Source organism: Enterococcus sp. DIV0724b (assembly GCF_050531475.1).
In the GTDB taxonomy this organism is placed as follows: domain Bacteria; phylum Bacillota; class Bacilli; order Lactobacillales; family Enterococcaceae; genus Enterococcus_L; species Enterococcus_L haemoperoxidus.
The window spans coordinates 862,889-876,327 of record NZ_CP172890.1 but is presented as its reverse complement, the minus strand read 5'-3'; the positions used below and the strand labels follow the sequence as shown (position 1 = coordinate 876,327).

The following is a 13,439-nucleotide window of genomic DNA, read 5'->3' as shown; positions in this document are numbered from 1 at the left end:
CTCCTTGATTCGTTTTCACTTAATGGTAACATAAAAATGGAAATCATTGATAGAAACAGGCATGATTGTACAAAAAAAACTAAAAAATAACTATTTTAAGTTATCTTTTAGTTTTTTATTGCCTCTAAAGATAGTTTAATTAAAGAGTTAGGTCAGCTATGCTTTTGTTTTCTTTTATTAACAAAGTATAGAACACCACTTAATAATATAATTCCTGTCCCCATCATCATTAATGATTGTTTATTAGTCTCACCAGCTAAAGGCAATTGTTTATTAGTATTAGTCGGCTTTTGGTTATTTTGGATTGTTTTATTCTGGCTGTATACATACGTTACTGTCTGATTTTGTTTTTCAAATGTACCTTTTGAATTTTTTGGTAATTTACTTTCATTTAGTGTATAGCCGTTTATCGTAAGCTTATATTTTGCTGTTGAAACATCATATTGGGTGTCGATATTACCACTAACGACTATAGAATCATGGATTTTTTTACCATTCTCATCTACATAGTTAATCGTGATAGTTGCCATTTTCAAAGTGTTCTTTGTATAGACATATTCCACTGCTTGCGGTTTATCACTCAATACTCCTGACATATGTTCAGGTAACTTGCTTTCATCAAGTGTATAACCGTCTATTGCAAGCTTATACTCTGGACTTGTTGCATCGTATGGTTCTCCAATATTTCCACCGATTGTTTGAGCAGTATGGATTTCTTCGCCCATTTCATCTACATAAGTCACTCTCACATCGGCTGCTTTTACTGGGTCTTTTTTGTACTTATACACTACTGTTTGGGCATCAGCACTGAATGTACCTGATGCATTGTCTGGTAGATTCGATTCGTCTAATGTATAGCCATCTATTATAAGCTTATACTCTGGACTTGTTGCATCGTATAACTCTCCAATATTTCCACCGATTGTTTGAGCAGTATGGATTTCTTCGCCCATTTCATCTACATAAGTCACTCTCACATCGGCTGCTTTTACTGGGTCTTTTTTGTACTTATACACTACTGTTTGGGCATCAGCACTGAATGTACCTGATGCATTGTCTGGTAGATTCGATTCGTCTAATGTATAGCCATCTATTATAAGCTTATACTCTGGACTTGTTGCATCGTATAACTCTCCAATATTTCCGCCAATCGTTATGGGCGTGTAAATTTCTTCGTCCTTTTCATCCACATAAATTACTGTAACGTCAGCGGCTATTCTCTTAACAGGCTGCCAAACATACGTATCATTTTTTGGAGTAAGATCAAAATTACTCATCAATTCTCTGCTCGTCCAACTATCTGTACCCTTAGGATTATTGATCGTCCCTTCACCAACATTTTGCCATATTCCAGTATAGTTATCATCTGCAGTAATCATGGGTAATTCAGGATTAGTATTAGTGTCACTGCCTATAAATCTAAAATTTGAACTCAGCTTTAATTCTTTTAAGGCACTAGTATTTTGGAAAAATCGTGATGTTGCATAAGAATTTGAACGATCTAAATTAGTCATGTTAAATCCAGACAAGTCTAATGATTCTAATGAACTATCTTCCATGAAAACCCCTTGTGCTGAATTAATTGGAGCAAGTTTCCAATTTGATAAGTCTAATACTTTTAATTTTGGCAGCCTCGCAAATGCATAGGTTACTGCTGTCATATTTTGTGTGTTCCAAGTCGAAACCTCTAAATTTTCCAAGTTCACACATCCGTTAAATAATGAAAAAATATCTTGAACTTTAGATGTATCCCAACTGGTCAAGTCTAATGAGACCAGATTCGTACAGTCAGCAAAAACGCGTTGCATATTAATTGTATTTGACGTGTCTAAATAGGAAATATTTTCAATTTCAGTTACATTAGGTAGACTTTCAAATAAACGTTCCATAATGGTTGAAGCTACAACAGGTCCTTCAAATACAATCTTGTTTATAGAATTTCTATACGCGTACCAAGGACTTTGATGATAAGTTCCCACCATCGGAGTATCATCAAACTCACCTTGCTGAATATGAAGTACACCTGCATTATCTATAAACCAATCACTAGTTCCAAAGCGACCTGTTGCAATATCAGTAGTAGATACGTCTGGCATGAAAACTTCTCTTTCTTTACTATCATTTGAAACTGTAGATTCAGTCGTTTCCTGGCTATTAGACAATTCATTCGTCTCGATTGTCGCACTAGATTCTAAAGAACCTAAATCTTCTACTGTTTCTTTTAACTCATTACTAATCGTATTATTAGAGTTATTGATTGTTTCAGCCCAAATAATATTAGGTTGGCAAATACTAAATAATAAAGTAAACAGTAATGTAATACTAATTTTCTTCAAAAAAATTCTCCTATCAGATTTTCATTTTGAATAATACTAATCGAAAAATTTCGTTATGTACAGTAAAAAGCTCTCAAAAACACATTATTTTTATATATTTTCAAAAAATATCTTTTTTTAACATTAAATATTCAATCATTAAAAAAAAGCTCTCTTTTGTTTATTTTTAATAAAAAACAAAAGAGAGTTCTTATTTATAATAACATGTCATATAAGGTTAAAAGTTTAACTCATTATCTACGACAAGCGGTGCACCTTTTTCTTCACGAGCTGTATCATAAAAACTTGCCACAGCAACATCATGGTAAGGAATCACCCACAATAAACCAATCCCGAAAACTAGTACCCCAATAATAAACCAGCCAATAAATGAAATTTGAAGAAGCAAATATTGACCAAAACGGCCTTTCATCAAGAACAATGCATATTTTAAGGCATCTCCTACTGATAATTCAGGATCATCAAGTTTTACCCAAACTGCAAATTGGAAGACACCACTAACAAAAATACCCACTAGAATCATTAAAAATCCGAAGATCAGTAATAATAAAGCTAGAAAGATATCTCCCCCCATTTCAGATTGAAATTGTTCAACTGAAACAGTATTAAACATCAATCCAAAGTACATAGTCACTCCAGATGATAGAAGAATTGGCAGTAATACAATTAAATTTAACAGTAATTCAACAACGTATTGGATAAGATTAATCACTAACATCGGAATATAAAACTTACCTTGAAAAATAGTTGTTAACATTCCTGCTTGAACTCTTTTACCACGTAAAACTTGCAACGCACAATAATAAGTACCATAAGTAATAGCAAAAAAGAGAAAGTTATTTAGCAAAAAGGACATAAAATTACTTCCTGCACTATCTTGTGGTAAATTGGCAATACTACCGATCACTGAGCCTATGATAAAGCGGATAAATACAGCTAGAAATGTAATCCAAGCCATCGTTCCCCATTGATTTTTTAATGATATTCGAGCTTGTTCTCGATGCATGCCATTCGTTATTTGACTTTTCATATTATTCATCTCCTCTTTGATTAATAACTGCGAAGCTTATCTACTGTTTCTTTGTCTAATCGCTTCACTACTTCTGTTACTAATTTAACCGTATTTAAATAATCATCCTCATGAATCATGGATGTATGGGAATGCAAATAACGAACTGGAACTGTGATTGCGAGTGATGGAACACCATTTCGAGTTAAATGCATTCTACCCGCATCTGTGCCCCCTCCTGTAATCACTGTGTATTGGAACGGGATGTTATTTTCTTCCGCCACTTGAATTACAAAATCACGTAACTTTTTATGCGGAATCATTGAAGCATCAAAAATTAAGATTTGTGGCCCTTTTCCAAGCTCAGAGTCAGCTTCTTTTGGTGTCATACCAGGAGTATCTCCTGCGGTTCCTGTATCTAATGCAAAAGCAATATCTGGATCAACTAAATGCGTACTTGTTTGTGCACCGCGCAAGCCAACTTCTTCTTGTACATCACTTCCGGCAAATAAAATATTAGGATGACCTTCTTCTGCTAAGTTTTCTAACACTCTTAAAGACACCGCTGTGCCAATACGATTATCCCAAGCTTTGGCTAACATAAACTTTGTATCATTCATTCGACGGTATTCAATATAAGGTGTGATCATATCTCCGGGTTTGATGCCCCACTCAGCCACTTGCTTGTCACTAGAAGCGCCAATGTCAATAAACATATCTGCAACATCATAAGGTTGTTTTCTGGCTTCTGCTGTTAAAACATGAGGCGGTTTTGAGCCAATCACACCATGAAACAGCTCACCTTTTCCTGTCTTGATCTGCACTTGTTGAGCCAACATTACTTGTCCCCACCAACCGCCAAGTGTTTGGAATTTAATAAACCCTTTTTCTGTAATTTGTGTCACCATAAAACCGACTTCATCTAAATGTCCTGAGAAAAAAACTTTTGGACCTTCTTTATCACCAACACGCTTAGCAATAATACTACCTAAACCATCATACATGATTTTATCTGCAAAAGGCTCTGCATATTTTTTGAATACTTCTCTGACTTCCCCTTCATTTCCAGGTACTCCTTTAGCATTTGTTAAGTCTATTAATAAACGTTCTTCTTTTTGATCCAAAATATTCCCTCCTAAATTTAAAAACGTAGCGGACTCATTCAGCTTTGATTGAAAATAGAAAAATAAAAATGACGCGCTGAAATATCATTATTTTTTTCAAAAAAGCTAAACTTTGAGGCTACTTATTCATTATTAATCGTATTATATCACTTCTTAACATTCTTGAAAAATTAACTATATATATAAAAACGACTAGGATATAACTCTGCGAGTCATATCCCAGTCATGTAGAATCCGGATAAGTTGAAAAGCACAGTGATGTAATGAACTGATGTTCACAATACCTACTTAGTTCTCGGAATTAAACTCTTCTATCCTTAGATAAAAAAATTATCTTTTATCTATTTGTTTTTTTCTATAGTTATACATAATGTAGTAAGCTAATAGGCTAATAATCAAGCTATTTCCTAGTACATTATACCAGTAGTCTACCTGTTCATTTGTCCTTGGTAATTTCTTCTCAGCAACTGAGGTTGTTTTTGGTAGTTGATTGTTTTTAGTCTGCACTACATTTTTTTCTGTAGGTACATCCGGATCAATGATCGGTGGTACTGATACTTTTTCATATACATAAACAATTTTTTGTGGTGCCTCTGTAAACATAACTTCGTCAGTTCCGACTAATTGCCTCACTCTATTTGTGAATTTAGCTATTGGTTGTTGAACTTCTTTAAATCGAAAACCTTTGATTTCTTTCGGTTGAAATTTTTGTTTTGTACCAACTATCCCTTTGGCTATCCCATCATCCCCAATTTTGATTCCATTGGTATCTACATGGCTGATTAAAATTTCCCCTATTATGAGCAATTTGTTCACTTTAATCCCTTTGGCTGCAGTTTCTGATTCGATCAAATCCTTCGTCAATATCAATGAAACTGGTTCTTGATCTAATACGTAACCGATTGGTGCCTCGATTTCTGTAAAAACATATTCACCCTCAGTCAGATCATCAACAGTGATTATCCCATGTTCATTTGAGTTAAAAACGTGAGCTTCTTTTTGATCTGGTATCCAATTTACCTCACCATTTTTATCTATCTGGTAATATTCATTTGTTCCCAGATTATTGCGAGATAAATTAAATTTAGCTCCTGGTAAATCTATTTTATTTTGATCCACTTTTTTCAATTCTAAAGTCCCTGTTGTGATGATCGGTTGGTTTTTAATGATTGTTACATAATCTGGATCGTTTATGTCATCATCTGATTTTGTTGATAACAGTATGCCTTTTTGAGACTCATCAGATACTTTATAACCATCCGGTGCGGTGATTTCTTTAATCAAATACTCACCTTCAGCGACTGATTGGAATGTTGCGTTTCCATCCTGATCAGACGTCACCTTTAATCCTAGTGATTGGCTACTTTTGTTGTCAAACAGTTCAAACACAGCTCCTTTTAGTGGTTCTTGTGTAAGAGCATCAACTTTTTTCAATGGAATTTGCCCTACGCCTTTTCCTGAACCAGAACCACTTGTAACAGTATGATTTACTGTTGACCAATCTGTTTTGATCGCTTTATCATTTGAAAAAACAGCAGTATTAAGTACATTTGCTGATTTTGTTGTAACTGTTTGATACTCAACAGAAACACCTCGAGTTTCCTTTTTAAACGTAATTTTGAAATAATTCGTGTTAAAATTTTTGAGCAACGCACCTGCTGGACTCTGATCTGCATCGTATGTGAATGTAATTTCGTAGTCTTCACCTAGCTTAAGAACTTTATTCGTCACTAATTCCCTGACAACAAATGCATCATTTCCTATCACAAAATTAGTGTTTTCGGCTTTTGAGGAATCACTCAGTGTGAAACTATCCTCTAAAACTAAGTTTTTATAGGTCTTGTTTTCGGGCATGATATTCGTTTGGACATACCAGCTGGCAAGCTTATTATCTACTGTAGAAACTCTACCAGTTTTATAAGTATTTATTCCTAAAGCAACCAGTTGTTCCGCTTTAAGGTCATGTTTGTAGCCTTGTTCATCACTGATTTTAGCTGTATTCGTAAAATTAGTGTAGTAATCAGAAACAGGCGCTGTGCTTGGTGCTGTTTTATATCTGATTGCTACTTTTTTATTTCCAATCGAAGAAAATTCTAGATGAATATGGTTGTCTTTGATTTCCATAACGGTTGGATAGCGGGCATCTCCAGATTGGATTTTTTCACCTGTCATAACGACTTCCTTGCCGTCTTGATTGATAATTTTATCTAGTTCAAGAATCTCAATTGAGTCTTTATCTAATTTTTGAATTGACTCAATGTCATCATCTAAAATTAGATTTTTGTATTTATGACGTTCTTCATTGATTCCTATCGTCCAAGTAAATACTCCAGCGGTGCTTGCATAAACTACGTTTTTCTTGCCGCCTTCAACTAAAAAGTTTGGAATATTAAAGGTTGCCGAAGCTTCCATCGGAATAGAGCCATTTCCTGCAAGAGAGACTTTATTACTTAGTTCGTCTCCTACTTTAACGTCTGTATTGTCAAATTTGCTTGTATACGTTAAAACATATTTATTGGTTGTAACGTCTCTATGCCCACCTAACATATCCACTGTAAAACCCGAATTTGTTTTACTGATCGTATAATCTAGTCCAGCAACTAATGGATGTTTGGTTTTGTCATCACCTTTTGCATAATAGTAAAAATCAGCAGATCCGTCCACTAATTCTTTAACTCGCTCACCAAAGGTATCGATCATTTGATTAAACTGCATCCCCCAATGTTTACTATTGACAATAATGGACCAGTCCACTGTACCCTCTGTCAAATCTAGAGAATCTTCTTCCAATATTTTAGAAATATTGGATGGCGCTAGGTTGATTTTTGCTTCATCACTTCCTAAAGTATCTGAAGCTTTATTTTCTATCATACGTGGACTAGGATTTTGAACTGCCGTCTCATAGACAAAGCGATAAGCCTGTGCTGTTGGGCTTTGATTATTGGTATAAGTATACTCCGTTGTGTATTGACCAAAACCACTTGTATCCCAATGACTTGTTGGAGCAAAACCGCCTTGACTGATTGAATTGGTGCCATAAACATATAAATAGTAAATTTTCAAATTGGAAAAAGTTAAATCATTCGCAACCTCATCCTTGAGAATGTCTGTAAATTTTGTGTCCTGATTTAGCTCTGTGTTATCTAAATTGTAATCAATCGTCCAGACAATTGTGTTCGTTTTTACATTGTATTCACCTTTTTTGGTTATATGAGGGTTATGATTATACTGGAAGTAAACATAACTTGAAAGTGATGTTCCATAGACAGTCGCCTCAGTTATCAGATTGTAAAGCTCTTCATTAACGATCGAGTCTTCATTGATGACCGATTCATATGTAAGAATCACAGCTTTATTTGTTTCTTTCGTTAAAATAACTTCTAAATTAGCATCGTTTTGTTGAATTGTGTACTCTCCGCTGCCTAACAAAACAGGTTCTCCAATCAAATTTCCACCCATGGAAACATCTTGTGAAAAGACTTTCACATCCCTGATATTGAGATAAGCTGATGCATCTTCACTTTGATTTGAGCCCTTTTTATTGATTGTATTTTTGACTATTATTTTTTGATTTGGCTGTATTGTTTGTCGATTGATATTGGTTTTTATCTCTGTAGAAACAATATCTGTATTGAAGTATTTATTTTTATTCAGGCTAACGCTTCCCTCACCGGAAAGTTTGAATAAAAACTCGTATTGTTTTTCTTGATTATTTGCTAATTGGAAAACAATTGTTTTAAGTAAATCACTATCATCGCTATATGGAATAAAACTTGTTTCTACATCAATTTGATATTTTCCATTGATTACTGTTTCAGTAAAAATGATCGTAAGTTTTCCAGTCATATCGATAGTCCAGCTTCCGACTGTCTCTAATCTTCCAGATATGTTGTTTGAAATTGCAATATCTGCTGGTAATTGGTATTCATAGGTTCCAGCCTGAATCGTTTGATTATCTGTTCCAACTTGTAATATTAAAGTTAATGGTGCTTGTCTTTGCGGACGATTTGTTGTGGTGTTGTACTCTATACCTTTAGGATCAGTCAGCGTAGCATTGGTTACTAAGTTCTCAGTTTGTTGTATGTCTGCTTGATTCGATTTAAGCAAGGTTTCAGTAGAGAAACTTGTTTCTGACTGCTCGGGCGTTTCTACGTTTATAGCGTTCCCAGTTGATTCTGTTGGCTTATCTGTTGTGTCATCTGTTGAAGACTCACTTATAATAGCGCTTTCCGAACTGTCTGAAGAATCCCCTTTGTTCAATGTCTCACTTGTTAGCTCATGAATAGACGTTTCTTCGGTTGTTAATGTTTCAGCAAAACTAAATACAGGAATCAAAGAGTTAGCAATCATTAATAGTATCGCCATTACTATCCAAAATTTCTGTTTTTTCATCAATATCCTCTTTTCTTTTTATTAAAAAATATATAACTATCATTATTTTAACATATAAAAAGTTTTTTTATAGTCTAATTCACAATATATTTTAATTTATATTAAATAAAAAAGAGCATGAAACAAAACTAAAGAACAGTTTTGTTTCACGCTCTAAATCCGAATAAATGGCGAGAAAAAAGCAACTCCTTCGGAAATAAGCTGAAATTCACAAAAATTTGAAAAGCAATTTTCGTGAATTCCCACTTATTTCTCGGAGCTAAACACTTTTGTCTCGGCCTATTTTTCGTTTTATCTACTTATTTATTTCATTTGGCTCTTTCTGCTGCCATTCTTTTGAATAAAATGACTCATCAAGTTTATAATTTGGGGCTTTGCCTGAATCACTTTCAAGAAATGGCTTAATCTTTTGATCTGCAGCCAACCAACCGCGCCAGCCTAAGTGAATCGTATCGGCCATAAAGTATTGTGTACCACTTTCTTTAGTAAAATCTGCAATATTATTAAAGCCTTGGGTCGTTAATTGATACTTGACCTTCTTTGCAAAGTCTTGCAACATCTCTTGAGAAAGTCCTGTGAAATCCGACCAATGCTTATTCACTGGTGGAATAATAAATAATACTTCCGCATTATCTTGAGCCAATTGGCTTAGGACTAGCTGTAAATCAGAAAACTCAGGAGAATAACGATAATCTAAATCTGTTTGAGAATTTTCTAAACGATTCAATTTCTTCTTGAGTCGTTTAGTATAAAATGAATTAGAGATCTCAAACGAGTTGTTGCTCGTTTCTTTTTGACCTATTTCTGCGGCTAATTGATCTAACTCATTTGCATTATATGCGTTAGGCAGTGGTTTTTTAGCCTTTTTAATTTCTTTGTCTTTGCTTACCATTCCGATTTTGCCAAATAATTCATCTTCACGAGAAAACATATTGATCATCAAATCGATATATTGCTTATTGGAAGAACTTGGTAATTTTCCTGAAATGATCTCTTTCAAAGCACTATCTAAACGTTTGTCTTCTTTTACTTTTGGAAAGTCCATTAAACGTGTTGCCAGATAAATATCATCAGCTGTCACTTGTTTTAAATCACTGACCCATTGATAGGTTTGCAGCTCAGAATAATAAGCATTGAAGTAATCATTGGTTACTCCATTTTTCACAAACCACTGTGGTGAAAGAATGAAAACGACTTTTTTATGAGAAAGATTTTTCCCCATTGATTGCATCATCAAAGCCTGTGTTAAGGATTGTGTGCCTGGCGCTCCTAATAAGAACGGTCGGTAACTCCGATCATATTTGTCTGCTAAAACAGAGGGGTGAAATGGACTGATTCGGCTCAACTCCGAAGAGCCAAAAAATGGAATGTATTCCTTTGAACCAATTGCTTTATTTTTTATTGCATTGCCTCTAAGCACATTGGTCGCCATAGAAGTTGAAGCCTCCGCTAATACACGTTTGCTATCCAAATCTATTTTAAACGGTGCAAAGAAGAATCCAACTAGTAGCACCGCGGAAATCAGGATCGGTCCAAAGATTCCAAAGATTTTTTTCTTCATGCTCATTATTGTAATGCTTTCACTTGTTCGATAACTTTATTTGGTGTGTTCCATAAATCGCGGTCAAATTCTGAAACTGGTACTTGTACACCTAATTGTCCATCGATTTCAACTAATAGCTGAACGGTTGCTAGTGAATCCATCAAGCCTTCTTCAAATAAATCAACGTCTCTATTTTCTTTGACTTCATCTGTACCAGCAATTTCTTCTAAAATATCTAAAACTGTTTCTTCTATATTCATGTGTCGTTCTCCTCTGTCGTACAGCTTTTAACTGTAAATTATTTGTTTTTATTTAAAGAATAATGTATCTAAAAATCCTGAGAAAATCAAGAAGCTAAAGCAAACTGCATTAAAAGTTAAGAAAATCGCAAAAGCATGTGTGAATTTATTAGATGGTATTTGCTCCTTATGTTTTTTCTTGAAACGCAACCAAGCATCGGTTAAACAAATCAGCGCAGCATGGTAAAACCCATAAGCCAAATAATACCATGTTAATCCATGCCATACTCCCATCAATAAGAATAAAGCAAAATAACCTACATTTGAAGCAACGATCCTACTCTTGAAAACTTTTTTCTTTATCAAAGTAAACATTAAACGCATATAAACATAATCACGAAACCAAAATGATAGCGTCATATGCCAACGATTCCAAAATTCTTTGATATTCCAACTCAAGAAAGGCTTGTTAAAGTTAACTGGTGTATCATAGCCCATCAAATAGCTAGTTCCAACAGCAAATAAGCTATAACCAGCAAAATCAAAGAATAAATACATACTATAAATATACATGTAAGCAACTAGTTCCCAAGAAAAACCACCTGTTTTAACAGCCATCTTAGCTACAACTGGCATCAGTACCTGACCAAAATAATAGCCAATAATAAATTTGTATAAGAATCCTAGGAAAAAATTATGAATTCCTTTTCCTAGAAAGTCGACATATTTTTCGGGTGCTGGCGGATTTTCTACATCTTTTTCAAAACGGCGATAACGATCGATCGGTCCCGATGAAATCGTTGGAAAGAATAACAGAAATTCAATATAACGGAAAATATTGTATTCTTTGATCGAACCATCACGCATTTCCATGATGATCTGCACAGATTTAAAGGTCAAATAAGAAATACCAAGAAATCCTAACAATGAAGCATGTCCAGAAACAAAAGGCATTACCTTAACCAAAACTAAGGGCAAAATTGCTAAAAATACAGCTAGATAAAAGACCATACTTTCATTTTTCTTTTGACGATAATGAAAGTAAAACCAAACCAAGATCGTCTGCCAGATGACATAACCAATCAATGCCGCGCCTTGCTTCCAGTCTTCACCGCCAAAGCTCATATACAAGAATAACAGTGTAACTAAAACCTGATACCAAGCCCAACGTTTGCCTTTGATCAATAAAGTCAGAATCATCGGTAAAAGCGCTATTAGCAAATAAACAAAATAAATCGGATTCGCGTAAGGAATCATGTGAGGAAAGTCGATCACGTTGCATTCACCTCATTCATCAACCCTTTGCGGTCGATCTTTCCATTCGCTGTCAGTGGCAATTGTTCTACATAAATGAACTTTTGAGGAATCATATACTCCATCACTGACAAGCTTAACTCTTCTTTGATAGCCTTCGTTAATTTAAATTCTTTTTCAAAATCATGAGGATGAGCGACCACAAATGCTACTAGCTGCTGAACTTTATGATTTTGATATTTTGGAACTACGGCTGCCTGTTTTACATAAGAAACACTTGCTAAATGGTGATCGATATCTTCAAGTTCAATTCGATAGCCATGAAGTTTAACCTGGAAATCGATCCGTCCATCATAAATCAGCATACCATTTTTTAGTTTCCCAGCATCTCCCGTACGGTATGCTGGTTGACCTTTGTATTCAAAAAAAGCATCTGCTGTTTTTTCTGGATTATGCAGATAGCCTTTAGAAACGCTCGGACCTGCAATCACGATTTCACCAACGTCTCCAGCTGAGACTTCTTGATCACCATTCATGATATAAACATCCGTATCATTTTTAACACGGCCAATTGGCACACGACTATACTCATCTAGAAGTTCTGGTGTAATCTCCACACCAGAAATAGCTACCGTAGCTTCTGTTGGACCATAGGTATTAAAAACATGTGCATTAGGAAAACGTTCCAATAATTTCTGAGCTGTTGCTTTAGGTAGTTCTTCTCCACAGAACAGAAAAATCTTCAAGCTATCAACATGTTCTCCATCAAATGTCGGTTCCATCAGACAAATATCCATAAATGACGGTGTTGAAACCCAAACTTCAATATCTAAAGTCGGCAATACAGTAAATAGTTGTTTAAAATCATTGATAACCTCTTTGCGCATTGGTGTTAAAGAACCACCAGAAGTCAAGGCAGGATAAACATCCATCACTGATAAATCAAAAGAATAAGGTGCCTGCGATAAAAAGCGCATCCCCTCTGTTATGCCAAAATCTGTCAATTCCCAATTAACAAAGCTTAAAAGGTTTGTGTGACTGATTTGAACCCCTTTAGGTACACCTGTCGTGCCCGAGGTAAAAATAATATAGTAGGTTTGTGATGCCTTAACTGGTTCAAGCGGCGTATCAACATTCCATGATGTAGCACAGATATCCTGAAGTTCCCCTAGCGAAACAATCTCAGCAGCTGTTTCGAGTTCTGGCCATTCCTTGATAGAAAATACCACTGCTGGATCAGCTACTTCTAAAATCATTTCAACTCTCTCTTTTGGGGTATGTGCTTCAATAGGTATATATGCATGTCCGGCCTTTGATGCACCTAAAAAACAAGCCAGCATTTCAAATTCCAACTCTCCATAAACAACGAGCGGACGAGTCTTTTCTATGTTTTTATGCAAATAAGCAGCAATTGCATCGGAGTCTTTCTTCAGCTCTCCATAAGTATACGTTCGATTGGTTTCAATATAAACGGGACGGTTTGGTTCCTTCATCCCCCAACGGTCGATTGCTTCAATAATATTTAAAATCGTCATGAAGTAT

The 13,439-nt window shown here is 35.0% G+C and carries 8 protein-coding genes; all 8 read right to left on the bottom strand.

The window, feature by feature from the left end:
* Positions 1–152 precede the first annotated feature (152 nt).
* A complete protein-coding gene (locus IGJ02_RS04090; RefSeq protein WP_430603402.1) occupies positions 153–2,336 on the bottom strand; it encodes a MucBP domain-containing protein in 2,184 nt (727 codons plus the stop codon).
* A gap of 217 nt (positions 2,337–2,553) precedes the next feature.
* On the bottom strand, positions 2,554–3,366 hold the full coding sequence (locus IGJ02_RS04085; RefSeq protein ID WP_430603401.1) for a DUF975 family protein: 813 nt from the start codon (positions 3,364–3,366) through the stop codon (positions 2,554–2,556).
* A 20-nt stretch (positions 3,367–3,386) separates the two neighbouring features.
* The gene (locus tag IGJ02_RS04080) at positions 3,387–4,469 is read right to left on the bottom strand and encodes a M42 family metallopeptidase (RefSeq protein WP_430603400.1); all 1,083 of its coding nucleotides are present in this window, start codon (positions 4,467–4,469) and stop codon (positions 3,387–3,389) included.
* Positions 4,470–4,799: 330 nt separating this feature from the next.
* Positions 4,800–8,861 (bottom strand): SpaA isopeptide-forming pilin-related protein, encoded by a 4,062-nt coding sequence (locus IGJ02_RS04075; RefSeq protein WP_430603399.1) that lies wholly within the window; start codon positions 8,859–8,861, stop codon positions 4,800–4,802.
* Between the two features lie 295 nt (positions 8,862–9,156).
* Positions 9,157–10,428: a D-alanyl-lipoteichoic acid biosynthesis protein DltD gene (gene dltD / locus IGJ02_RS04070; RefSeq protein ID WP_430603398.1), complete on the bottom strand. Its 1,272-nt coding sequence runs from the start codon at positions 10,426–10,428 to the stop codon at positions 9,157–9,159.
* Positions 10,428–10,664, bottom strand: coding sequence for a D-alanine--poly(phosphoribitol) ligase subunit DltC (gene dltC, locus IGJ02_RS04065; RefSeq protein WP_010760538.1), 237 nt, complete (start codon positions 10,662–10,664; stop codon positions 10,428–10,430). The genes dltD and dltC overlap by 1 nt, the downstream gene beginning before the upstream one ends.
* A 48-nt stretch (positions 10,665–10,712) precedes the next feature.
* On the bottom strand, positions 10,713–11,918 hold the full coding sequence (gene dltB, locus IGJ02_RS04060; RefSeq protein ID WP_010760537.1) for a D-alanyl-lipoteichoic acid biosynthesis protein DltB: 1,206 nt from the start codon (positions 11,916–11,918) through the stop codon (positions 10,713–10,715).
* On the bottom strand, positions 11,915–13,432 hold the full coding sequence (gene dltA / locus IGJ02_RS04055; RefSeq protein WP_430603397.1) for a D-alanine--poly(phosphoribitol) ligase subunit DltA: 1,518 nt from the start codon (positions 13,430–13,432) through the stop codon (positions 11,915–11,917). The genes dltB and dltA overlap by 4 nt, the downstream gene beginning before the upstream one ends.
* Positions 13,433–13,439 lie beyond the last annotated feature (7 nt).